The organism is Caulobacter sp. GW821-FHT10C03 (assembly GCF_059415485.1).
Window position 1 is genome coordinate 1 of sequence record NZ_JBWKNI010000009.1, and the last position, 21,602, is coordinate 21,602.

The 21,602-nt window shown below is 71.7% G+C and carries 22 protein-coding genes; 3 read left to right on the forward strand and 19 right to left on the reverse strand.

All coding sequences use genetic code 11. The annotated features are described in order from the left end of the window. Positions 1-347: 347 nt before the first annotated feature. Entirely contained in the window at positions 348-2,834 is a 2,487-nt protein-coding gene (locus AC07NG_RS13285) for a glycosyl hydrolase 115 family protein (RefSeq protein ID WP_494594467.1), read from the forward strand. 165 nt (positions 2,835-2,999) lie between these two features. Here the strand turns inward: AC07NG_RS13285 and AC07NG_RS13290 are convergent, their stop codons facing one another. The 8 genes from AC07NG_RS13290 to AC07NG_RS13325 all read right to left on the reverse strand — a co-directional run bounded on the left by AC07NG_RS13290 (position 3,000) and on the right by AC07NG_RS13325 (position 10,157). After that, on the reverse strand, positions 3,000-4,469 hold the full coding sequence (locus AC07NG_RS13290; RefSeq protein ID WP_494594469.1) for an adenosine deaminase family protein: 1,470 nt from the start codon (positions 4,467-4,469) through the stop codon (positions 3,000-3,002). A gap of 145 nt (positions 4,470-4,614) precedes the next feature. Continuing rightward, on the reverse strand, positions 4,615-5,421 hold the full coding sequence (locus AC07NG_RS13295) for a DUF1521 domain-containing protein (protein WP_492856843.1): 807 nt from the start codon (positions 5,419-5,421) through the stop codon (positions 4,615-4,617). A gap of 283 nt (positions 5,422-5,704) precedes the next feature. Further along, positions 5,705-6,505 (reverse strand): type III secretion system export apparatus subunit SctT, encoded by an 801-nt coding sequence (sctT, locus tag AC07NG_RS13300; RefSeq protein ID WP_492856842.1) that lies wholly within the window; start codon positions 6,503-6,505, stop codon positions 5,705-5,707. Then, on the reverse strand, positions 6,502-6,774 hold the full coding sequence (gene sctS / locus AC07NG_RS13305) for a type III secretion system export apparatus subunit SctS (protein ID WP_110119753.1): 273 nt from the start codon (positions 6,772-6,774) through the stop codon (positions 6,502-6,504). Before sctS ends, sctT begins: the two co-directional genes overlap by 4 nt. A 13-nt stretch (positions 6,775-6,787) precedes the next feature. Continuing rightward, positions 6,788-7,450, reverse strand: coding sequence for a type III secretion system export apparatus subunit SctR (gene sctR, locus AC07NG_RS13310; protein WP_110119752.1), 663 nt, complete (start codon positions 7,448-7,450; stop codon positions 6,788-6,790). A 6-nt stretch (positions 7,451-7,456) separates the two neighbouring features. Further along, positions 7,457-8,440 (reverse strand): FliM/FliN family flagellar motor switch protein, encoded by a 984-nt coding sequence (locus AC07NG_RS13315; protein ID WP_494594472.1) that lies wholly within the window; start codon positions 8,438-8,440, stop codon positions 7,457-7,459. Continuing rightward, positions 8,437-9,099, reverse strand: coding sequence for a response regulator transcription factor (locus tag AC07NG_RS13320; protein ID WP_494594474.1), 663 nt, complete (start codon positions 9,097-9,099; stop codon positions 8,437-8,439). Before AC07NG_RS13320 ends, AC07NG_RS13315 begins: the two co-directional genes overlap by 4 nt. Next, positions 9,096-10,157, reverse strand: a complete 1,062-nt coding sequence (locus AC07NG_RS13325) for a sensor histidine kinase (RefSeq protein ID WP_494594476.1) — start codon at positions 10,155-10,157, stop codon at positions 9,096-9,098. Before AC07NG_RS13325 ends, AC07NG_RS13320 begins: the two co-directional genes overlap by 4 nt. A gap of 80 nt (positions 10,158-10,237) precedes the next feature. Between AC07NG_RS13325 and AC07NG_RS13330 the strand changes: the two genes are divergently transcribed. Both AC07NG_RS13330 and AC07NG_RS13335 read left to right on the forward strand, forming a co-directional pair. Next, positions 10,238-10,468: a hypothetical protein gene (locus tag AC07NG_RS13330; protein WP_494594478.1), complete on the forward strand. Its 231-nt coding sequence runs from the start codon at positions 10,238-10,240 to the stop codon at positions 10,466-10,468. 15 nt (positions 10,469-10,483) lie between these two features. Then, positions 10,484-11,140 (forward strand): hypothetical protein, encoded by a 657-nt coding sequence (locus AC07NG_RS13335; RefSeq protein ID WP_494594479.1) that lies wholly within the window; start codon positions 10,484-10,486, stop codon positions 11,138-11,140. A gap of 182 nt (positions 11,141-11,322) precedes the next feature. Here the strand turns inward: AC07NG_RS13335 and AC07NG_RS13340 are convergent, their stop codons facing one another. Genes AC07NG_RS13340 through AC07NG_RS13390 form a run of 11 tightly spaced genes read right to left on the reverse strand, consistent with a single transcriptional unit; the run spans position 11,323 to position 21,593 of the window. Next, on the reverse strand, positions 11,323-11,994 hold the full coding sequence (locus tag AC07NG_RS13340; protein ID WP_494594481.1) for a hypothetical protein: 672 nt from the start codon (positions 11,992-11,994) through the stop codon (positions 11,323-11,325). Further along, positions 11,991-12,470 (reverse strand): hypothetical protein, encoded by a 480-nt coding sequence (locus AC07NG_RS13345; protein ID WP_494594482.1) that lies wholly within the window; start codon positions 12,468-12,470, stop codon positions 11,991-11,993. Before AC07NG_RS13345 ends, AC07NG_RS13340 begins: the two co-directional genes overlap by 4 nt. Further along, entirely contained in the window at positions 12,467-13,789 is a 1,323-nt protein-coding gene (locus tag AC07NG_RS13350) for a FliI/YscN family ATPase (RefSeq protein WP_494594483.1), read from the reverse strand. The genes AC07NG_RS13345 and AC07NG_RS13350 overlap by 4 nt, the downstream gene beginning before the upstream one ends. Continuing rightward, positions 13,786-14,385: a FliH/SctL family protein gene (locus AC07NG_RS13355; RefSeq protein ID WP_494594484.1), complete on the reverse strand. Its 600-nt coding sequence runs from the start codon at positions 14,383-14,385 to the stop codon at positions 13,786-13,788. Before AC07NG_RS13355 ends, AC07NG_RS13350 begins: the two co-directional genes overlap by 4 nt. Beyond that, positions 14,382-14,951: a hypothetical protein gene (locus AC07NG_RS13360; protein ID WP_494594486.1), complete on the reverse strand. Its 570-nt coding sequence runs from the start codon at positions 14,949-14,951 to the stop codon at positions 14,382-14,384. Before AC07NG_RS13360 ends, AC07NG_RS13355 begins: the two co-directional genes overlap by 4 nt. Continuing rightward, complete coding sequence (sctJ, locus tag AC07NG_RS13365; RefSeq protein ID WP_110119746.1) at positions 14,948-15,691, reverse strand: type III secretion system inner membrane ring lipoprotein SctJ; 744 nt, start codon at positions 15,689-15,691, stop codon at positions 14,948-14,950. Before sctJ ends, AC07NG_RS13360 begins: the two co-directional genes overlap by 4 nt. A gap of 11 nt (positions 15,692-15,702) precedes the next feature. Then, positions 15,703-16,104, reverse strand: a complete 402-nt coding sequence (locus AC07NG_RS13370; protein ID WP_110119745.1) for a hypothetical protein — start codon at positions 16,102-16,104, stop codon at positions 15,703-15,705. 27 nt (positions 16,105-16,131) lie between these two features. Next, complete coding sequence (locus AC07NG_RS13375) at positions 16,132-16,437, reverse strand: hypothetical protein (protein WP_492856830.1); 306 nt, start codon at positions 16,435-16,437, stop codon at positions 16,132-16,134. A gap of 42 nt (positions 16,438-16,479) precedes the next feature. Continuing rightward, positions 16,480-17,658, reverse strand: coding sequence for a SctD/MshK family protein (locus tag AC07NG_RS13380; protein WP_494594488.1), 1,179 nt, complete (start codon positions 17,656-17,658; stop codon positions 16,480-16,482). 4 nt (positions 17,659-17,662) lie between these two features. Beyond that, positions 17,663-19,567 carry a type III secretion system outer membrane ring subunit SctC gene (sctC, locus tag AC07NG_RS13385; protein ID WP_492856828.1) on the reverse strand — a complete coding sequence of 635 codons (1,905 nt, stop codon included), beginning with the start codon at positions 19,565-19,567 and terminating at the stop codon, positions 17,663-17,665. 13 nt (positions 19,568-19,580) lie between these two features. Beyond that, positions 19,581-21,593: an FHIPEP family type III secretion protein gene (locus AC07NG_RS13390; RefSeq protein WP_494594489.1), complete on the reverse strand. Its 2,013-nt coding sequence runs from the start codon at positions 21,591-21,593 to the stop codon at positions 19,581-19,583. Positions 21,594-21,602 lie beyond the last annotated feature (9 nt).

A 21,602-nucleotide genomic window follows, 5' to 3' on the forward strand; every position in this document is an offset into this window, starting at 1 on the left:
GGAGAAGGTGGCGGCCGAAGGCCGTCGGATGAGGGGTCTCTCAAACTTGAGACGCATCACCCGGCCTGACCGCCGCACGCAGCTTCGAGGTCTGAGAGACCCCTCACCCGACCCTGCTCCGCAGGGCCACCCTCTCCCGCAAGGGGAGAGGGATTCGGCACTGCCGGAAAACACCTGGGTCCCCGCTTTCGCGGGGATTTTACGGGAGGGAGGTGGAAACGCCCCACCCAAATACTCTCGTATTATGGGATTTATGCTCACAAAATGAGTAGCCAACCCCGTGGATCGCCCTATGGTCTGACCAATTCGACCAAGCTGCCTGACAGCGAAGCGATCTGGAGGAACTCATGCGGCTGGCGTCGCTGCTCATCGGTCTGGCCGTCGCCGTGTTCGCCCTGCCCGCCTGGGCGCAGGAGGCCTGGGTCACCGACAAGGCCTCGCGCGGCGCCTTTCAGATCGCCGACGCCGAGATCCTCTATTCGCAAGGCGACGATCCGCTCGTGGGCCTGGCGGTCCAGGACCTGCGCGACGACTTGGCGGCCATCACCGGCAAGACCCCTCGCCTCTCGACGGATGCGCCCAAGGGCCGGACGGCGATCCTGGTCGGGACGCTGGGCAAGAGCCCGCTGATCGACGGGCTCGTGCGCGACAGAAAACTGAAGGTCGACGACCTGCGCGGCCGTTGGGAGGGCTTCCTGATCACCGTGGTCGAGAACCCCGCGCCCGGCCTCGACCGCGCCCTGGTGATCGCGGGCGGCGACCGAAGGGGTACGGCCTACGGCGTCTACGACCTGAGCCGGGCCATCGGCGTCTCGCCCTGGACCTGGTGGGCCGATGTTCGGCCGAGCAGGCGCAAGGCGCTCTACGTCGCCGCCGACACCCGCCGCGTCGAGGCGCCGTCGGTGAAGTATCGCGGGATCTTCATCAACGACGAGGACTGGGGCCTGCAGCCGTGGGCGGCCAAGACCTTCGACCCGGCCTATGGCGACATCGGCCCCAAGACCTACGAGAAGGTGTTCCAGCTGCTGCTGCGGCTGAAGGCCAACACCCTGTGGCCGGCCATGCACGAGGTCAGCAAGCCGTTCAACGCCGACCCGGCCAACGCCGCCCTGGCCGACCGCTGGGGGATCGTCATGGGCTCGTCCCACGCCGAGCCGATGCTGCGCAACAATGTCGGCGAGTGGAAGGCCGGCGCGGAGGCCTACAACTACGCGGCCAATCCGGACGGGGTGCTCGACTACTGGCGCCAGCGGGTGAAGGCCAACGGCGGCTACGAGAACATCTACACCCTGGGCATGCGCGGCATCCACGACTCCGGCATGGTCGGCGGCGGCGACATCGACGGCCAGCGGACGCTGCTGGAGAAGATCATCGCCGACCAGCGCGGCCTGATCCGCGACCATGTCGATCCCAAGGTCGAGACCGTTCCGCAGGCCTTCACCGCCTACAAGGAGGTGCTGGACGTCTATCGCTCGGGGCTGAAGGTTCCGGAGGACGTGACCATGGTCTGGCCGGACGACAATTTCGGCTACATCCGCCAGCTGCCCAATGCCGAAGAGCGAAAGCGCTCGGGCGGATCGGGCGTCTACTATCACCTCTCCTATCTGGGCGCGCCGCTGTCGCACCTGTGGCTGTCGACCACGCCGCCGGCCCTGGTGATCGAGGAGATGGGCCGGGCCTGGGACCTGGACGCGCGCAGGCTGTGGATCGCCAATGTCGGCGACATCAAGCCAGCCGAACTGGGGACGCAGCTGTTCCTCGACATGGCCTGGGACGTTGACGGGGTGCGCAAGCTGGGCGCGCGCGGCTACGAGGCGCGGTTCGCTCGCGAGGTGTTCGGAGCCGAGCGCGCCGAGGCGATCGCCGGGATCCTGGCCGAGCACCATCAGCTGAACTTCGAGCGCAAGCCCGAGCACCTGCAATGGTTCTGGGGCCGGGGCGCGAGCCCGCGCTCGAGCCCGCTGTCGGTGGCGCAGGCGGATGCGCGGCTGGCGCGGTTCGACGCCCTGGTCGCGTGGCTGGACCGCGAGGGCGCGAAGATCCCCGCCGCGCAGCGCGACGCCTGGTTCGAACTGGTGGACTATCCGGTGCGGGCGGCCGCGGCGGCCAACCACCGCGTCTTCGACGCCGAGGCCTTCGACCGGCTGATCGGCAGCCGGCCCGAGGAAGCCCGCCGCCGCGCCGACAAGGCCCGGGCGGCGGACGCGGAGATCGCCGCCCTGACCCGCCGGTTCAACAATGAGGTCGCCGGCGGCAAGTGGCGCGGCATCCTGTCGGTCGAGCCGGCCGACGGCCAGTGGACCTCGTTCCGGCAGAAGCCGTTCGTCGCCCCGGCGGCGGACGCCACCACGCCGCGCCTGGCGCCCTTCCCGCCGACCGACACCGACGTGATCGTGGTCGAGGCCGAGACGACGCGCGGCCCAGGCTGGCGTCGGCTGGAAGGCGTGGGACGCGGCGGAGCGGTGATGGTGGCGGGGGTCGTGACCGAGCCGTCGCGGACGCTCGCGCAGGCCGGGCCGGCGCTGGACTATGCGATCACCCTGCCGGCCGGCGCCTGGTCGCTGGACCTCGATTTGCTGCCGACCTTCCCGCTTAACGGCCAGACGGCGCTGCGGCTGGCGGTCTCGACCGACGGCGGCGCGCCCGTGGAGGTCGCGGCATCGCGCAAGGTCGGCGACAAGGCCTGGGCCGAGGGGGTGCTGGACGGGCGGGTGCGGGTGTCGTCGGGCGTGACGCTGTGCGGCGGGAAGCGGACGGTGCGGGTGGCGCAACTGGATCCGGGGGTGGCGCTGGACGCGCTGGTGCTGCGGCCGGCGGCGGGCTGTCCACGGTGATCCTTCTCCCCTTGCGGGAGAAGGTGGCGGCGAAGCCGACGGATGAGGGGTCGCGCAGACGAAAACGCCGCGACGGCGGATCGGCTGTCGCGGCGTTGAATTTCTGAGAGACCCCTCACCCGACCTCGCTCCGCGAGGCCACCCTCTCCCGCAAGGGGAGAGGGATCAGTGGGCGGCTTCGAAGGCCTCGAAGTCCCGCTCCAGCTTCCATTGCAGCTGCGCCTTCGGGTTCGCGCCCAGGAACGCCTCGCAGGCCTTGCCCGGCTTGGCGCATTCGGCCGCGCCGCGCAGGCTTTTGCCCGGCACGAAGGCGTATTCCAGGCTGTCGCGGGCGATGACCTTGAGGTCGCGATAGGTCAGGCCCTGCTCGGTCGCGGCGCGCAGATATTCGTTGGTCAGGTCGATGCGCGAGACGCCCTCGTCGTCGGTCGACAGCACCACCGGCACGCCGGCCTTGCGGTAGAGGTGCAGCGGATGGTCGGCGCCCTTCACGCCGAGGATGACGTCGTTGCTGGTCAGGTTGATCTCGACGGCGACCTTGTCGCGGGCCATGCGCTTGAGCAGTTCGCGCGCGTCGGCCTCGTGGGCGATGTCGACGCCGTGGCCAATGCGCGCCGCGCCCGCCACCTCGACCGCCTCGCGGATGTGGAACGACAGATCGCGCGGCGGGACCAGGCCCAGGGTCAGCTCGCCGGCGTGCAGCGACAGCTTCACCTTCGGATAGCGGGCGTGCAGGTAGCCCAGCATCCGCATGTGCAGGCGGTAGTCGGCCAGGGAGGTCGGGTTGTCTTCCGGGGCGACGATGTTGACCCCGACGAAGCGCGGGTCGCCGTCGGCCAGGGCGAAGGCGGCCGTCAGCTGGGCGAACACCACCTGCGGCGGCAGGATCCGCACGGCGAAGGCCTGGTAGCCCAGCGCCACGGCGCAGGCGCCCTGGCGCGGCTTCTGGGTCTGGCAGCCCAGGCGGCGGTCGGACTCGACCTCGGCGGCGTCCATCTCGGCGCGGACCTTGGCCACGAGGTCGGGGACGCCCGGCTCCAGGGCGGCGAAGGCCTTGTCGAAGTCGCCGTCCCAGGCCGAACCGCGAACCTTGTTCACCAGGTCGTAGATGGCGCCGGGGTTCACCGAGGTTTCGACATAGCCGACATGGTCGCCGGCGGCGTATTCACGGACCACCGCCAGCATGGCCGGCAGGTTGTTCTCGGTGACCGCCCCGAAGCGGCCGAAGGTCGAGAAGAACTGGTCGTGGCCGGAGGCCTGGGCGCCGTCGGCGCCGGGGTTGTAGTTCAGCATCGACAGCGAGTTGAGCGCCCGGGCGTAGAGGGCCGGATCGGCCTTGGCCAGGCCCCGGGCCGGCTTGCGGCCGGGGGCGTCGCACGGCCCGCTCGCCAGCGCCGGCTGGACGTCTGTGGTGACGCAAAGGCCGTCGGCGTCGGCCCAGGCCAGGAAGTCCTCGGCGTAGGGCGTCCCCGACAGGTGGTTGTGCAGGTCGCCGCCCTTGGGCATGGCCTGGAGGAACAGGCGCAGGGCGGCGCGGTTCTTCAGCGCCGCGTCGAAGGCGGCCGATGCGCGCGCCTCGGCGGAGGGCGCGGGTGGAGCCGCCAGAGCGGGCGCCAGGGCGGACGAGAGCGTCAACAGCCCGGCCGCCATGGCGAGTCCACTCGCCAGCAACTTCATTCGCGCGCGCATCGACCGCCCCCTGATCCTTTCCGCCTACCGACGATGATTTGCGGCGTTTGGCAAATCAAGCGCGGCGGAAAGGACCGGACGGTGGTCGCGGCTAGAGGTTCAGCAGCGGGAACCGCTCGGCCGCGCGGGCGGAGACCGAGGCGTCGGCCGACAGGCCAAGACCCGCGCCGGCGCCCAGCAGCCAGCCGGTCAGCAGCAGGCCTAGACCCGCATGGAAGGTCTGCAGGGTCTCGCGCAGGCCCTCGGCGCCGGGCTTGGTGAGGTCGAAGTCGGCCTGGCCGACCGCGCCGCCGTCGATGCTGCTGGTCCAACCGGTGGCCGAGGCGTCGTCCTCGTGGATCACCAGGCCGTCGTCATGGGCCGCGTCCAGGGCGTAGCCGTTGCCGCCCAGGGTGACGGAGAAGTCGCCCTTGGTCTGCTCGCTGACCCCGTCGATGACGATCGCCTGGTCGCCGCGGGTGACCACCACCTGCTCGGCGTAGGTCATGTTGTTCCACTTCGAGGTCTCGGTGTTGATGGTGATCTTCGTGCCGTTCTCGAGCTGAAAGGTGGTCGTGCCCCAGAAGTCGCCGATGTGCTCGCCGTTGTAGCTGACATGGGGGTCGCCCCAGACGCGGGTGGCGTTGCCGTCGGCGTCGCGCACGACGACCTCGGAATTGGCTTCGTTGATCGACAGGGTGTAGCCGTCGCCGATGTCGATCTCGGCCTTGCCCTCGCCGGGCATGGTGGCCGTGAAGGGCTGCTGGGCGGGCGCGGGCTGGAACAGGCCGGCGACGATGGCGCCCAGGGTGAACTGCATGGCGCCGAAGCTTCCCAGCGACTTGCCGAGCTCGGCCCCGATCCCGGTCAGGATCGCGCTGTTGATCGCCGTGCTCAGCGACCCGTTGATGGTGGTCATCGCTCCTACCCTCTCTCATCGCCGCCGTGCGGCCTGCGACGAAAGGTGGCGCCGAGCGGGGCCGTCGAGATAGCTGGGGCGTACCCCATCAGGGAAAACCCTAGCTCAGGTTTTTCCTTCTCCCCTTGCGGGAGAAGGTGTCATCCGAAGGATGACGGATGAGGGGTCTCTCAGATGAGCGACGCCCCGCCCGGCCTGAGCGCTGCACGCGGTTTTGAGTTCTGAGAGACCCCTCACCCGACCTCGCTCCGCGAGGCCACCCTCTCCCGCAAGGGGAGAGGGATCAGGGTTTCCCATCCAGTCCGCGAAGCACCTGCAGGATCGTCGAGGGCCGCGCGCCGATCTCGTTGAGGAGCAGCTGGACCAGCCCCGTCAGCATGGCCAGGACCACCGCCGTGGCGATCCACGACTTGATGGCCAGGCCCAGGGAGAAGACGTTGAGCTGCGGGGCGTAGCGGTTGATCAGGCCAAGGCCGCCGTCGACCAGGTAGAGCACGATCAGGGCCGGGGTCGACAGCATCACCGCCATCACCATCAGCCGCGAGAACTCGCCCTCGAACAGGGAAAGGCTGCGCAAGGACAGCATCGGCGTCAGGCTGCCGATCGGCCAGATGGCGTAGCTGTCGAGGATCACCCCGACCATCAGCAGCAGGCCGCCGGAGAACATGAAGACGAAGTTGGCCAGGCGGCCGAGAAACTCGCCGGTCAGCGAGGTCTGGTGGCCGCTGAGCGGATCGACGACCTGGGCCATGGTCGCCCCGACCTTGGCGTCGATGATCTGGCCGGCCGCCTCCAGCGCCCACAGCATGGTCCCGAAGAAGAAGCCGATGACCAGGCCGATCACCGCCTCCTTGCCGAAGATCAGGATCCACTGGACCGTCGGCAGCTCCATCTGGGCGACCTGCGGCTGAAGGGTGATGACGATGATCCCGAAGGCCAGGAAGATCGAGTTGCGCACCAGGGCCGGCACGGTCTCGGGCGACAAGAGCGGCAGCAGCATGAAGGCGGCCGCCACACGGGTCGCGCCGACCGCGAGCACCATGGTGTTGGAGAAGATCGCGCCCAGCCAGTCGGGCGTGTTCATCGGCGGACCATGGCCGGGAACTCGGTGAACACCCGGTCGCCGAAGCGATAGAGCGTGCCGCCCAGCAGGCTGGCGGTGACGAAGATGGTCAGCACGATGGCGAAGAACTTGGCCGCGTACTGCAGGGTCTGCTCCTGCAGCTGGGTGGCCGACTGGATGACCGCCACCAGCAGGCCGACCAGCGAGGCGGCGACGATCGGCGGGGCCGACAGGATCAGCACCAGCCAGAGGGCCTGGTTGACGAGCTCGATGGCCTGGGCGTTCAGCATGGCGCGGCCCTCCTTACGTGTAGGACAGCACGAGGCCGTGGGCGAGCTTCACCCAGCCGTCGATCAGCACGAACAGCAGAAGCTTGAACGGTAGCGACACCGTGGTCGGCGACAGCATCATCATGCCCATGGCCAGCAGGATGTTGGACACCACGAGGTCGATGATCAGGAACGGCAGGAAGATCAGGAAGCCGATCTGGAAGGCGGCCGCCAGCTCCGAGACGGTGAAGGCCGGGACGACGACGATGAAGTCGCGCTGGGTCAGGGCGCGGGCCGTTTCCGGGCCGTTGATGCGCTGGGCGGTCTTCAGGAAGAAGGCGCGCTCGCGGGGGGTGGAGTGCTTGATCAGGAACTCGCGCAGCGGCTCCTTGGCCTTGTCGGCGTAGGTGAACAGGGCCTGGGTGTCGCTGCTGACGGCGGCGATCGGTTTGACGCCCTGGTTGGCGGCGGCCATCTGCTGGCCGACCGGATACATGACGTAGAGCGTCAGGATCAAAGCCAGGCCGTTGAGCACGATGTTGGGCGGCACCTGCTGCAGACCCAGCGCATTGCGCAGCAGGCTGAGCGTGACGACGATCTTGGTGAAAGAGGTGACCATCACCGCCACGAACGGCGCCAGCGCCAGCAGGATGACGGTGATGAGGGCCGAGCCGGGCGAGAACTGCGAGAGGTCCATCTGTGCTCAGCCCTCGCCGCCTATGGTTTCGACCAGCACGCCCCAGGCCTCGCCGACCGGCACGAGGCGGCCGCGGGCGATGGGGCGGCCGCCGGCCAGCAGCACGGCGGGGGCGTCCTCGCGCGGGCCGGCCAGCACGACGGTCGCGCCGGGCCGCAGGCCGGACAGCTCCGACAGCGGCAGGCTGGCCTCGCCCAGCAGCACCTTTAGCGGCACGGGCAGGTCGGCGGGCGCGACCGGCGCGGCGTCGGTGGGAACCTCGTCCGTGGGGACGACGGCGATGTCGAGCGGCGGCGGAGCCATGGCGCTCTCCTCGATGGCGTTGAGCGTGAAGCGATGGTGGGAAAGGTCGAAGCGGCCGACGAGGCGGCGGTCGAACAGGGTCAGGCTGGCCAGGCCCGGGCGCGAGGCCGACAGCGGGGTCAGCACGATGTCGCCGGGGCGCAGCGAGGCGGCGGTGGCCGCCGGCAGCTCCGGGCCGTCCAGCACCAGCGGGCCGGCGGCGGGCACGGCCAGGTGCGCGCCGGGCGCCCAGGGATCGAAGATCGGCTCGGGCCAGGCGCGGGCGGCGTCGGGCTCGACGGCCAGGACCAGCCGGGCGAAGGGCGCGCCGTCCTGGGCCAGGGCCTCGACCGACAGGGCCAGCAGGCCGTCGGGCGCCTGGGCCTCGACGCCCAGGGGGGCGAGGCTCTCGGTGGTCGCCGCCTCGATGGCGGCCACGACCGGCTCGACGCGATCGAGGCCGATCAGCAGTTCGGCGTCGTCGGCCGGGGCGAAGGCGGCGCCGGCGAGCGCGCGGATCGACAGGCGCTGGCCGGCTTCGAACAGGATCCAGGGGCCGGGACCCGGCTCGGGGTCCAGTGAAACGCGGGTGACGAGCCCCGGCGCGCGCAGGGCGGCCAGCACGGCCAGGGCGCGGTTGCGGGCGACGAGGTCGGAGAGGTCGGCGGCGGGGCCCTCCCCCGCTTCGAGGTCGAGAAAGGCGCTCATGCGTCGTCGTCCACGCTGCCGGTGACGGCCATGCGCACCAGCCGGGTCAGGCTGGCGGCCTCCATCTTGGTCATGATCCGCGAGCGGTGCAGCTCGACGGTCTTGGGGCTGATGCCCAGCTCGTAGGCGATGACCTTGTTGACCTTGCCGGCCACCACCAGGGCCATGACCTCGCGTTCGCGGTCGGTCAGGCCGGCGACGCGGCGGGCGTAGGCCTCCTGGCCGGCCGAGACGACGGGCCGGACCTGGGCGAAGGCCCGTTCGAGCGCGGCCTCCAGGGCCGCTTCCTGGAACGGCTTCTCCAGGAAGGTGACAGCGCCCTTCTGCATGGCCTCGACGGCCAGGGGCACGTCGCCGTGGCCGGTCATGAAGATCACCGGCCGCTGGCAACCTCTGGCCTTCAGGGCGTCGAGCAGCTCCAGCCCCGACATGTCGGGCATGCGCACGTCCAGCAGCAGGCAGGCGTCGGCCGGCGGCTCGCCGGCGTCGAGAAAGGCCCGGGCGCCGTCGAAGGTGGAGACGGCGTAACCCAGGCTCTCCAGCCACCAGGCGGCGGACTGGCGGAACTCGCCGTGGTCGTCGACCAGGCAGACCGCGCCGAGCGACGGCGGCGGGACGTCCGGCGCGGGCGTAGATGTCGATGCAGAGGGGGTGGTCATGGCTCCTCCTGACGCGCCGCGGGCAGCGCGATGTGGAATACGGTTCCCCCCTCGGGATCCGGGGCGTGCCAGAGCCGCCCGCGATGCAGTTCGACGATCGAGCGGCAGATGCCGAGACCCACGCCCATGCCGCCGGGCTTGGTCGAGAAGAACGGCGAGAACATCCTGTCGGCGGCGGCCGCGTCGACGCCGGGACCGCTGTCGGCGACGATCAGCTCGACCATGCGGTCCGAGCCTTCCATGGGCCGGGCGGCGATGGTCAGGCGGCGCGGGCCGGGCCGGCCGCGCATGGCGTCCAGGCCGTTGCGGGCCAGATTGACCAGCACCTGCTGGATCATCACCGCATCGCCCAGCACCGGCGGCAGGGCGTCGAAACGCGCGCGAGCGACGACCTTGTCGCGGGCGATCTCCCAGTCGAGCAGGTCCAGCGTGGCGCGGACCAGTTTGGGCAGGTCCAGCGGCTCGACCTGGGGCTGGCGCTGCTCGACGAAGGAGCGCATCCGCTGGATGACGCCCGAGGCGTAGAGCGCCTGCTCGGCGGCGCGGTCGAGGGCCTCGACGCCCTCCTCCTTCGACAGCGCGCCGCGCGACAGCCGGGCCTTCAGCCCCCGAGCGATGTTGGCGATCGAGCCGATCGGCTGGTTCAGTTCGTGGGCGATCATGGTCGCCATCTCGCCCACCGACATGACGCGCGAGGTCAGCAGCAGGCGTTCGCGGTCGGCCAGGCGCCGGGCCTCGGCCTGTCGGCGTTCGGCGGCGCTGGAGAGGATCAGGTGGATGCGGCCGTCGCCGGCGACGGTGCGCGCCTCGAAGGCCTGGCCGTCCAGGTCGAGCGGGTGCAGCCCGCCCTCCCCGCGCTGGGCCGCCTCGACCGCCGCCAGCAGGCCGCCGGACGGGGTCTGGCCGGGCGCGAGCCCCGCCGTCAGCCGCGCGAAGGCCGCCGTGCGCCAGGCCAAACGCGGTGTGGCGGCGTCCTCGAAGGCGGCGACGGCGAGGTCGAGCGCCTCCAGGGCCTCAGCCTCGGCCGAGTGGGCCAGCAGGGTGGCGAGGCCGGTCATGCGGCCTTGTCCCCGGCTAGGGAAAACCCGACTGGCGGCGGCGCGTTGATCTTCGTATCGAGAGACTGAAGGAGCACGCCATGTCCGCCAGCCGCATCGACGCCCCGTCCGTTTCCGGCGTCTGGAGCCACGGCCTTTCGGGGGTTTCCCCGGCCGGCGAGCCCTCGCGCGCTCAGGCCTTCGGCGACTTCTCCGGCTTCTCGCGCCAGGACGGCCGCATCGGCCTGTCGGGAGCCTCGCGCGACCTGGACGACGCGGCCCGCGCCGTGGCCGACCGCCTCACCGACGCCCGCGACAACGGCTTCGTCTGAAGCTAGCCTCACGGCGTGACCGCCGACCGCATCCTCAAATCCGAGCCCGACTGGTTCGGCGCCGCCCAGGCCCTGGTCGAGGGCCTGCAGGGCCAGCCGAGCCTTGACCGGCGCGTCGATGTGCTGGAACGCGTCTGCACGGACCTGGGCGATGCGCTCTATCCCGGCTTCGCCAAGCTGCTGGCGGCGGTGGCCCATTTCGGCGAGCCCGACGTCAAGGTGCTCGTCGCCGATGCGCTGGCCCAGGCCCTGCTGACCGCCCGCCTGCCCGCCGCGCGGGTGCCGGCCTGGGGCGCGGGGGGCTTCTCCAGTCTGGGTGTGGGCGGGCCGCTGCTGAGCAACAGCCGCAAGGTCGGTCCACTGGAGTTCCTTTGCGTCTGGCTGGTGCGCGACATCGCCGACGCGCCGCTGGACGCCGAGGCCTTCGAGACGGCGGCGACCTATCTGCTGGACCTCGTCTCGGCCTCGCCCAAGGCGGCCAGCCTCTACATCGGCAAGCTGCGGGCCGACGCCGCCGACCCGACCGAGGGCCTGCACAACGCCCAGAGCCGCCGGCTGATCGAGATCCTGGCCGAGCGCTGGGCAGCGGGGGATCCGCCGGCCGAGATCGCCCGCGCCGTGGCTCGGGCGGCGGAAGCTGATCGGGGGCGGTTCGGTTTGCCTTTGCGGTAGGGAGAGCCGGTCCTCCCAAATGATCCCGTCATTCCCGCCCTTGTGGCGGGAACCCCTGGCTCCGCTCGCAAGTGATGCGCCAGCGGCGTGTTGAGCACGCCGCCCCGACTGCCCTTGCGGCTGACAGAGGGGTTCCCGCCACAAGGGCGGGAATGACGGGAGTTGAGGAGGAGCCCGTTGCATCACCGCACCCTCCGGATCAACGCTTCCGGATCCAGGCCGTCGTCGGCCTCGACGAAGAGGTCGGCCAGGGCCAGGCCCCGCACCTCCAGCCGCTTGCGCAGGGCCTCCAGGGCCTTGGTCACCTCGGGCGTGGCGTCGGGACGGGCGGCCAGGGTCAGCGAGACCGCGCCGTCGGGACCGCGCGCCAGGCCCAGGCCCGTCAGCAGCGAGTTCTTGTCGGCCAGACCCAGGGCCAAAGCCTTGCGGTCGCCGCCGGCGGCGATCCAGGCCTGGTCCATGGCCGTGGCGAAGGCCTCGATCTCGGCGGCGCTGGCCGTGGCCGGCCCCGTCACGGGGATGTCGACCGACTCGCCGCCTTGGCGGGTCAGGGCCGCCAGGGCGTCGACGCCCGTGGGTTCGGAGGCGGAAGCCAAGTCCTTGAACTCGCGGGCCGGACCCAGCAGGGCGGAAAGATCGACTGAGGTCCCCTCCTCCTTCTCCTCGCGCTCGGCCTCCTTCTGGCGCTCGCCGCGGGCCGGCTGGCGGGCGGCGGGCTCGCGACGGTCGGCGGCCTGCTGCAAGGCGGCCTGGAACTCGGCGCCGCGCCAGGGCGCAGCCTGATCGGACGAGGACGACCGCTGGCTGGACGGGCTGGAACGTTCGGACGGGGCGCTGTCTCGGATGGCGGTCATCGGATTCTCCTCAGGGCGCCGGCGTCCTCGATCTCCAGCTGCTCGCGGGCCTCGCGGTCGGCGGCGACCAGGGCGCGGGCCATGTCGAGGCGGCCGCTCATGGCGTCGAAGCGGCCCTGGGCGCGGGCGAGGTCCCGCAGGGCGACGGCGAGATCCTCACGGGCCAGATCCAGGGCCACGGCTTCCTGGTCGCGCTGGCGCTGGTCGGCGTCGCGGGCCGTGGCGATCGCTTCGCGGCGGGCCAGGGCGGCCTCGATCAGGTGGGCCGCGCCCGACAGGCCGCCGGCGAACCAGTCGTCGAGCCGGGCCTTGGCGAGGTCGTGGGCGGCGATCGCCCGGTCGCGGGCCTCCAGCGCCATGACCGCCTCGGCGACCTTGCCGCGGGCCTGCGCGGCCTCACGCATGGCCTTCTCGACGCGGCGCTCGCGCAGCTTGACCACCGGAGTCAGAGCCTGGACCTGGACGCGGGCGCTCATGCGGCCGTCTCCATCAGGGCGGCCAGGGCCTGGTCGAAGGCGACGGCGTCGTGCGCGCCCTGACGCAGCAGGCTGGTAATGGCGGCGCGGCGGGCGATGGCCTGGTCGGCCAGCGGGTCGCCGCCGGGCTTGTACTCGCCGATCTGGAGCAGGAACTCGATCTCGGCGTACTTGGCCATCCAGCCGCGCACCTTCGAGGCGGCCGCCTGCTGCTCCGGACCCGTGACGCGCGGGAAGACCCGGCTGAGGCTGGCGGCGACGTCGATGGCCGGATAGTGGCCGGCCTGACCCAGCTTGCGTGACAGATAGATGTGGCCGTCGAGGATCGAGCGAACTTCCTCGCCGACCGGGTCGCCGCCCTCCTCGTCCTCGATCAGCACGGTGTAGAAGGCGGTGATCGTCCCTCCCTCGATCGCGCCCGCCCGCTCGAAGAGCCGCGGCAGCTCGGCGAAGACCGACGGCGGGAAGCCCCGGCGCACGGCCGGCTCACCCACCGACAGGCCGATCTCGCGCAGGGCGCGGGCGAAGCGGGTGACGCTGTCCATCTGCAGCATCACGCGGCGGCCCTCCGCCCGGAACCCTTCCGCAATGGCGGTGGCGACGTGGGCGGCGCGGACGCGCTCCATGGCCGGGCGGTCGGAGGTGGAGACGATGACCACCGAACGGGCCAGGCCCTCCGGACCCAGGCAGTCGTCGAGGAACTCGCGCACCTCCCGCCCCCGCTCGCCGATCAGGGCGATGACGTTGACGTCGCTGCGGGCGTGGCGGGCGAACATGCCCAGCAGGGTCGACTTGCCGCCGCCGGCCATGGCGAAGAGGCCCACGCGCTGGCCCTCGCCCGTGGTCAGCAAGGCGTCGACGCTGCGCACCCCGGTGGCGAACGGCGTGGCGATCGGCGGACGGGCCAGCGGATTGGGAGCCTCGCCATAGACTGGGAACGGCCGCAGCAGGCCGGTGATAGGGCCCAGGCCGTCCAGCGGCTCGCCATGGGCGTCGAGCACCCGGCCCAGCAGACCCTCGCCCACCCCGATCTCGCTGCGGCGCGGGCCGGCCACGACCTCGGCGTCGACCGCCACGCCTTCCAGGCGCGCCAGGGGCGTCAGGATCGCCGCGCCGCCGTCGAGACCGACCACCTGGGCCTTGACCGTGTGGCCGCCGGCGCGATCGACGATCTCGCACTCCTGGCCGATGCGGACGTCCAGGCCCGTGGCGCGGACCGTGGTGCCGAAGGCCTGGGCCACGCGGCCGCGCCGCTCGACGGTGCGGGCGCCGCGCAGGACCTCGCGCAGGCGGGCGTCGGTATCGGCGTCGAGGCTCATGCGGCGGCCTCTCCGGCGGGGGCGGCGAACACGGCTTCGAGAGCCCGCAGCTGGGTTTCGAGCCCGGCGTGGGTGCGGCCCGAGGGGGTGTCGAGCACGCAGTCGCCGGCTGGCAGGTCAGAGTCACCGACCACCTCGATGCGGGCGTCGATCGACCACAGGCGGCGGGTCACCGCGCCGGCGGCCTCGGGGGCGACGCGGACGCGGATCGGCTCTTCGGGCAGCAGGTCGCGGGCGGCCTGCTCGGCCAGGGCGGCCAGCACCTCGTCGGAGGCCAGGCCGGCGGCGATGCGGCGGACGATGTCCAGCGCCAGGGTCCCGGCGCTGGCCCGCAGGCGGTCGCGCTCGACCTGGAGCGCGGCGTGGACGCCGGCCAGCACCTGGGCGGTCTCGCGTGCGGCGACGGCGGTTCCCTCGGCGTGGCCCTGGGCGAAGCCGTCGCGCAGGGCGACCTCGCGGGTGGCCTGGCGCAGGGCGTCGAGGGCGGCGGTCAGCTCGGCCGCGTCGCGCACCGCGCCAACGTCCTCGCGGCGGATCACCGGCTGGTCGGTCAGCAGCGCGCCCGAGGGACCCGAGGAAAGCAGCAGATAGGTCATGCGGCGGCCTCCAGCGCGCCGGCCTCGAAGGCCATGAAGAGTCCCCGCGCGACATGGGCCGCGCTGCGTCCGCGCTCGGGATCGAGCGCCAGGGGAGCGACGTCGAAGAGATCGCGCAGACGGCCGACTGCTGCGGGCCGGCCTGCGACCTCGGCCAGCAGGACGGCCGCGCCGAGAGCGACGAAGGCCGCGTCGTCGGCCAGGGCGGCGTCAGCCTGCGGGATGGCGGGCGCGAGCCCCGGCGGCGAGGCCAGGACGGCGTCCAGGGCCGCCTCGCCGATCCGCCGCGCGACCCGCGCCAGGCGCCGGCCGTCGATCGAGCGTTGCAGCGCCGCCGTACAGGCCGCCGCCGCCGCGAAGTCAGTGAGGCGGGCGCGACGCTCGACCGGCCAGGCGGCCCAGTCGGGCGCGGCGGCGACGTCGGCGAAGGCCAGGACGGTCTCGGGTCGGCCGGCCAGACGACGGGCCAGGCGCGCCGCGCGCGGACCCACGCTCCCCGACGCTCCGAGGCCGCTCAGGAGACGAGCCTGGGCGCCCAGCCGTTCGCGATCGGTCCGGGCGTTCATGCGGCGGGCCCCGTCGGTTCGGCCAGGGTCCGCAGCTTGCGGCGCGGCCTGAAGCGGCTGGTGCGGCTGACGACATAGGCCCCCACCCCGCCGATCGCCGCCAGTATGGCGATGGCCGGCATGGTGAAGCTCTTGATCGGCGAGACCGGCGCGGCGGCCATTACCGGCTTGGCCGGGAACATCACCACCGTCACCTTGTCGTAGGGCAGGCCCTCGATGGAGTTGGTGACCAGGGCCTTGATCGACCCCACCTGGCCCGACAGATCGACGTCGGGGTTGTGGCGGATGAACACCGAAGCCGAGGACGGCTTCTGCTGCTCGGCCAGCGGGTCGGCCTCGGGCACGGCGATGTGCACCCTGGCCTGCACCACGCCGTCGATCGACGAGATGGTCTGGCTGAGCTCCTGGCTCAGGCCGTACATCAGCCGGGCCCGCTGCTCCATCGGCGAGGAGACGAAGCCCTCCTTCTTGAACACCTCGCCCAGGCTCTCGAACTTGTCGCGCGGATAGCCCTGGTCGTGCAGCACGGCCACGGCCGAGGAGAACTGCTCGGCCCGGGTCTTCAGCGCCCAGACCTTGCCGTCCTTGCTGCTCTTCGAAGCCGAGACGTTGGCGTTCTGGAGCACGGCGACCATCTCGTTGGCCTCGCGCTCGGAAAGCCCGCCGTAGAGCTCCTTCTCCGCGCAGGCGGTGAGGCCCAGGGCCGTGGCGACCAGCAAAGCCGGCAGGATCTTGCGCATCGTCGCCTCCCTCAGGACTGCTGCCGGAAGAGCTGCTGCAGGCCGTCGGACGTGCGGTTGGCGATGTTCGAGGTCAGTTGGCAGTTGAACATGAACTCGTGGCACTGGACGGTCAGGCCGATCATCTCGCCGGGCGTGATCGCCGCGCCCTTGGCCTCGGCCGCCTTGGCGTGGGCGGCCAGGTTCGAGGCCTGGCCGTTGACGAACTCCAGCTGGTTGAAGATCCCCTTCATGGCCGGGGCCAGGGCTTCGGGGCCGGACAGGCCGGACACACCCGACGCGCCGGCCGTGTGCAGGGCGTTCTGGAACTGGACGGCGTCGGTCAGGCTGGCGCCGTAGCCGACCTGGGCGACCTGGGGCGATGCTTCCTGGGGGACGGCCAGGGCGGCCGCCGATACGGGGTCGAAGGACATGGGCGTCCTCTCCGCTGAAGAGGCCGCTTAGTTCTTGCGGGCCATGGTTTCGAGGGCGCGGCCGACGCTGTCGACCGAGGTGCTTTCCGAATTGGCCATGAAGTTCATGCGCAGGCTCTCGGCCGTCAGCATGGCCATGACCGAGGGCTTGTCGTCGCCGCCGGTGCCGACCTGGTCGGACAGCTCGGTGATGCGCACGGCCTGGGAGTCGAGCACCTGGCCCCAGGCGTGGGCCATGGCCTCGAACCAGCTGCCTGGGCGGTTCTTGGTGTTGGAGCCCTGGAGGCTGGAGGCCACGGACATGGTCGCGTAGTTCGAAATCGTGTCGGTCATCGTCGCTTCTCCTTGGTTTTGTTGGGGTTGCTTCGCTCGCTCTCAGAACATCAGGCGGGTGGTCTCGCCGCCCTTCTCGACCAGCACGGCCTGGCTCTCGACGCCGATGATGCGGTCGCCCGTGGGCAGCATCGAGCCGGCGAAGTAGCGGGCGCCGTCGGCGGTGGCGACGTAGCCGGCCTCGCCGCCGACAACCGCCACCACGCGCTTGCCCGGCCCCTGGTCGAACACCTGGCCCAGGCGGTCGCCGCCGGCGGCCCGCTCCACGTCGAGGGCGCGCAGGCCCTTGACGTCGTGCAGGGCGATCTTCTCGACCTTGGCCACGTCCTGGGCCGGGCCGGCGACCTGCACCCGCACGCGAGCCAGGCCGTTGGGACGGGCGGTGGCGGCCAGGCCGTTGGCCTGGAAGACGTCCTCGACGTTCTGCGCCAGGCTTTCGCTGGTCACGACCTCGACCCTGGCCGGCAGATCGCGGTTGCTGACCAGGCGGGTCAGCCGGGCCTTCTCGGCGTCGCGGTTGAGCACGCCGGCGATGACCAGCTTGCCGTTCTCCTCGGGCCGCACGGCCAGGGCGCCGTAGCCCTCCTGGCGCAGCAGGGCATGGAGCTTGGAGGGGCTGGCCTCCTGGCCGCCGAAGTGGGGCACGTTGGCGACGGCGTAGGTGACGCAGGCCAGGGCCGCGCCGAACACCAGCACCGGCACCAGATGCGGCGTGGCGCCGACGACCCGCACGCCGCGATCCAGCGTGCGCCGCAGCAGGCTGCGGCCGTCCTCGAACAGGCCGCCCTCTTCCTCCTCGACCGGCGGGGCCTCGACGGGCGCGGCGGCGTTCAGCAGGCGCTCGGCCTCGCGCCAGCGGGGGCTTTCCTCGGCGCCCAGGGCCAGGGCGTTGTCGCCGACGATCAGCGGCACGTAGCAGGGCAGCACCGCGCGGGCCGGCGCCTCCAGCCGGTGGCCGAGCATCTCGACCTGGCCCGACAGCACCTCGATGTCGGCGGCCTCCTCGCCGGCGATCAGCCGCACGCGGATGCCCTTGGCGCTGGCGTCGCGCAGGACGATGTCGGCGTCGAAGCCGTGGCCGAGTTCGGCGGCCTCGCCCGGCGGCATCGGCAGCAGGGCGCCGGCGACGCGGCCGGACAGCACCTTGAGGACGAGGGTCGCGGCGTGGACCTTCGCCAGGTCTTCCGTTGTGTCTTCGGGCGGCAGGGCTTGATGGGTCATGGGCCTAGCTCGGATTGGGGATGGGTTTCATCGTGCCGTCGGGCTGCGCCGCCACGGGAGGCGGCGCCGGCGGCAGCGGCTGGGCGGGGCCGCGGCGCGGACCCTTGGCGGGCTTGCGGTCGGTCGGCAGGGCCGGCGCGGCGGGCAGCGGGGCGTTCTCGAAGCCCGAAGCCGGCGCGTCGTAGCGCACCCCCGCCGGCGACGGAGACCGCGAGCCGATCGAGGCCAGGCGCGGGGTGATCAGGAACATCCGCTCGATGCGGCCGCTGCTGCGCTGCTGCACCTTGAAGAGGTTGCCCAGCACCGGGATCGAGCCCAGCACCGGGATCTTCGAAGAGCCGGTGGTGTCGGACTGCACGGTCATGCCGCCCAGCAGCAGGCTCTGGCCCTCGACGATCAGGGCCTGGGTGTTGAGCGCCGCGCGGCGGACGACGGGGATGTTGTCGACGCTGGCGTTGGTCAGCGAGCCGTCCTCGATGGTCACCAGCATGCGGATGCGGGTCTGGCCGGCGTCGCGGGTGACGTGCGGGGTGACGCGCAGGGTGGTGCCGGCGGTGACGTTGAAGAGGTCGACGTCGCGCTCGCCCGCTAGGCGGACGTAGAAGTCGCGGCTGTTCTCGAACACCGCCTCGACGTTCGACAGGGTGACGATCTGCGGCCGCGAGACGACGCGGGCGACGCCCTCGGTCTCCAGGGCGTTGAGGCGGGCGGCGAAATAGTCGCCGTTGCCGATGATCGTCGAGGCGATCAGGCCCTGGTAGGGCTTTGGCGAGGTGTTTCCGCGGGTGAGGTTGGTGTCTTCCAGGCCCGCCGGCGCATTGGGGCCACGGCCGAACTGAATGCCGCCGCTGCCGTCGTCGAACCGCCAGTTGATCCCCAGGTCGCGGGCCTTGGTGGTGTCGATGTCGATGATCGCCGCCTCGACCTCGAGCAGTTGCGGCTCGACGTCGAGGGCGCGGACCAGCTCCTCGTAGGCCGACATGCGCTCGGCGACGTCGCGGACGATAATGGCGTTGAGGCGGCTGTCGGCCTGCACCCGCACGGGGTTGGGCGGGGCGTAGACGCCGGTCTGCTCGTTGGCGAGCGGCTGGCCCAGGGTCCCCTGCCCTTCGGCGCCGTAGAACGAACCGCCCGCATTGGGCGTGCCGAGCGTGGCCAGGCCCTGGCCGCGCAGGCCCTGGACGGCGGCGGGCAGCGCCGTCTCGCTGCGGGCGGCCGCGCCGGAGCGCTCGTTGGTCTCGGAACTGACCAGCGAGCGGATGATCGAGGCCACGCCCGGGATGGTCACCTGCTTGGCGCCCACCGTCAGGTTCACGTCGTCGGCCCAGCCGTAGCGCAGGTAGAAGACCCGGTACTGCAGGGTCGGCGACGCCGCCTCGGCCTGCACGCCGCCGCGCGCCAGTTCGTCCACCTGCTGCAGGAAGCGCGGCGAGCCGGTGGCCACCAGCATGTCGCCGGTGGCGCGCAGGGTGTTGCGGCCGTCGAGCAGGCCAAGCTGCCGCGCGGCGCGATCGACCCGGCGCGAGGCCGAGCCGGAGATCGGGAAGCTGCGGCTGGAGAGCTGGGCGGCGGTGTACACATAGGCCGCGCCGCCGTCGTAATAGGTGACGAGGTCGAAGGCCTTGGAGATGTCGGCGTCGATCTTGGCGGCCGGGCCGCGGAAGACGCCGTTGATCGTGCCGGCCACCTGCGAGGAGACGATCACCGGCACACCGACCTGATTGTAGAAGTTCTGCAGGAACTGGGCGATCGGCTGTTCGCGGGCTGTCAGGTCGATGGTGCGGCCGCCCAGCGGAACCTCGCCGGCGCTGACCTGCGGCGCGGTGGCGGCCAGGGCGGCGGCGACCGCCGCGGCGACGCCCATCCGGGCGGCGCGGCGAACGCTGGGTCTATCCTTCTGAAGGGACATTCTGTCTCCGGGTTCAGGCGGCCGCCGAAGCGGGCGGCGGCGGCGGTTCGGGATCGTTGGGCACGACGGTCAGGGGCTCGCGCGGGAAGGCCACGCGGCCGGCCACGTCGAGCTTCAGGGTGGGCAGGAGTTCATGGAACGACAGGACGCCGAGGTCGAAGCGGCGGGCCTCGACCAGCTTGCGCACGTGCCGGCGCAGGTCGATGGCGGCCAGGACGACGGCCGCGCCGCTCTCGTCGACCTTGGCCAGGATCGCGTCGGTGACGCGGCGGGCCATGTCGGGATCGAGGGCGAGCTGCTGGGCGCCGGCGCCGGTGCGGATGGCCTCGCGCAGGTGCTGCTCCAGCGGCGGCTCCAGCACCACGGCGCTGAGGGCGCCGTCGGGGGCGTAGCGGTGGCTGATCTGGCGGCGCAGGGCGACGCGGGCGAACTCGGTGAGGGCGAACGGATCCTTCTCGCGCTGGCCGGCGTCGGCCAGGGCCTCGAGGATGTCGCGCTGGTTGCGCAGCGGCACCTCCTCCTCGGCGAGGCGGCGCATGACCTCGGCGATGCGGGCCAGAGGCAGGGCGCGGGCGGCTTCCTTGACCACCTCGGGATAGTCGGCGCCGGCGCGGGTCAGCAGGTTGCTGGCCTCCTGGATGCCGACGAAGAGGCCGGCGTTGCGGCGCAAAGCCTGGCGCACGGCGTCCTGAAGCTCGGCGAGGTCGGCGGGATGGGCCAGGTCGCCGGCGCCGATCGGGGCCTCGAAGGCCAGCAGCCGCCAGCGGGGAGCCCCCTGCCCTTCGCCGTAGTGGAACGAGGCGCGCGGCAGGGCCACGCCCAGGCGCAGCTCGAACTCCTCCAGCACTTCCTCCAGGCCCCGGGTCAGAACCGCGCCCTCGTGGCGGCGGGCGTTGTCGCCGTCGAGCTCGAGCAGCAGCGGCACGACCGGCTGGGCTTCCTGGATCTTGGTGCGGGCGGCGGCGGGCGAGGCCTTGGCCTCGTCGGCGGCGGCGCGGGCCGGCGCGAGCTTGCGGGTCAGGCGGGCGCGCATGTCGACGTCGACCAGGGCGCCGGTGACCATGGCCGCGCCGCCCAGCAGCAGGAAGATCACCGCCGGGAAGCCGGGCACCAGGGCCATCAGCCAGCAGATGCCGCCGGCCACCAGGAACACCCGGGGCTTGGCCGAAAACTGCCGGCGCATGGCGTCGCCCAGGTGGGTCTCGCTGTCCTCGTCGGTGGTGCGGGTGACGATCAGGCCGGCGGCCATGGCCCCCAGCAGGGCCGGGATCTGGGTGACCATGCCGTCGCCGATGGTCAGGATCGAGTACTTGTGGATCGCCGAGCCGAAGTCGAGGCCCTGCTGCAGCATGCCGATGGCGAGGCCACCCAGCAGGTTGATGACCACGATGATGATGCTGGCGATGGCGTCGCCTTTGACGAACTTCATCGCGCCGTCGAGGCTGCCGTGGAGCTTGCTCTCCATCTCCAGCACGCGCCGGCGGCGCTTGGCCTCGTCCTTGTCGATCATGCCCGAGCGCAGGTCGCTGTCGATCGACAGCTGCTTGCCCGGCATGGCGTCGAGGCTGAAGCGCGCGGCGACCTCGGCCACCCGCTCGGCGCCCTTGGCGATGACGATGAACTGCACGACGGTGATGATCAGGAACACCACCAGCCCGACCACCAGATTGCCGCCGGCGACCATGTTGCCGAAGGTGTCGATGATGTGCCCGGCGTGGCCCTCGATCAGGATCATCCGGGTCGTGGCGATCGACAGGGCCAGTCGGTAGAGCGTGGTGATCAGCAGCAGGCTCGGGAACACCGAGAATTCGACGATGGTCGAGATGTAGATCGCCACCAGCAGCAGCATGACGCCGAAGCAGATGTTCACCGCCACCAGGGCGTCGAGCGCCAGGGCCGGCATCGGCAGGATCATCAGGGCGACGATGGCCACGACGCCGGCCACCAGGAACAGGTCGCTGAACCGTGCGACGACGCCCTGGCGCGGCCGCCCCTGAAGGCGCTTGAGATAGGTTTCGACGCTCATCGGGCTGTC

Excerpts from the sequence above, each read along its gene's own strand:
- AC07NG_RS13285 (WP_494594467.1), top strand. The coding sequence starts at position 348 with ATGCGGCTGGCGTCGCTGCTCATCGGTCTGGCCGTCGCCGTGTTCGCC.
- AC07NG_RS13295 (WP_492856843.1), bottom strand. The coding sequence starts at position 5,421 with ATGACCACCATCAACGGGTCGCTGAGCACGGCGATCAACAGCGCGATC.
- sctT (WP_492856842.1), bottom strand. The coding sequence starts at position 6,505 with ATGAACACGCCCGACTGGCTGGGCGCGATCTTCTCCAACACCATGGTG.
- sctS (WP_110119753.1), bottom strand. The coding sequence starts at position 6,774 with ATGCTGAACGCCCAGGCCATCGAGCTCGTCAACCAGGCCCTCTGGCTG.
- sctR (WP_110119752.1), bottom strand. The coding sequence starts at position 7,450 with ATGGACCTCTCGCAGTTCTCGCCCGGCTCGGCCCTCATCACCGTCATC.
- AC07NG_RS13315 (WP_494594472.1), bottom strand. The coding sequence starts at position 8,440 with ATGAGCGCCTTTCTCGACCTCGAAGCGGGGGAGGGCCCCGCCGCCGAC.
- AC07NG_RS13320 (WP_494594474.1), bottom strand. The coding sequence starts at position 9,099 with ATGACCACCCCCTCTGCATCGACATCTACGCCCGCGCCGGACGTCCCG.
- AC07NG_RS13325 (WP_494594476.1), bottom strand. The coding sequence starts at position 10,157 with ATGACCGGCCTCGCCACCCTGCTGGCCCACTCGGCCGAGGCTGAGGCC.
- AC07NG_RS13330 (WP_494594478.1), top strand. The coding sequence starts at position 10,238 with ATGTCCGCCAGCCGCATCGACGCCCCGTCCGTTTCCGGCGTCTGGAGC.
- AC07NG_RS13340 (WP_494594481.1), bottom strand. The coding sequence starts at position 11,994 with ATGACCGCCATCCGAGACAGCGCCCCGTCCGAACGTTCCAGCCCGTCC.
- AC07NG_RS13345 (WP_494594482.1), bottom strand. The coding sequence starts at position 12,470 with ATGAGCGCCCGCGTCCAGGTCCAGGCTCTGACTCCGGTGGTCAAGCTG.
- AC07NG_RS13350 (WP_494594483.1), bottom strand. The coding sequence starts at position 13,789 with ATGAGCCTCGACGCCGATACCGACGCCCGCCTGCGCGAGGTCCTGCGC.
- AC07NG_RS13355 (WP_494594484.1), bottom strand. The coding sequence starts at position 14,385 with ATGACCTATCTGCTGCTTTCCTCGGGTCCCTCGGGCGCGCTGCTGACC.
- AC07NG_RS13360 (WP_494594486.1), bottom strand. The coding sequence starts at position 14,951 with ATGAACGCCCGGACCGATCGCGAACGGCTGGGCGCCCAGGCTCGTCTC.
- sctJ (WP_110119746.1), bottom strand. The coding sequence starts at position 15,691 with ATGCGCAAGATCCTGCCGGCTTTGCTGGTCGCCACGGCCCTGGGCCTC.
- AC07NG_RS13370 (WP_110119745.1), bottom strand. The coding sequence starts at position 16,104 with ATGTCCTTCGACCCCGTATCGGCGGCCGCCCTGGCCGTCCCCCAGGAA.
- AC07NG_RS13375 (WP_492856830.1), bottom strand. The coding sequence starts at position 16,437 with ATGACCGACACGATTTCGAACTACGCGACCATGTCCGTGGCCTCCAGC.
- AC07NG_RS13380 (WP_494594488.1), bottom strand. The coding sequence starts at position 17,658 with ATGACCCATCAAGCCCTGCCGCCCGAAGACACAACGGAAGACCTGGCG.
- sctC (WP_492856828.1), bottom strand. The coding sequence starts at position 19,567 with ATGTCCCTTCAGAAGGATAGACCCAGCGTTCGCCGCGCCGCCCGGATG.
- AC07NG_RS13390 (WP_494594489.1), bottom strand. The coding sequence starts at position 21,593 with ATGAGCGTCGAAACCTATCTCAAGCGCCTTCAGGGGCGGCCGCGCCAG.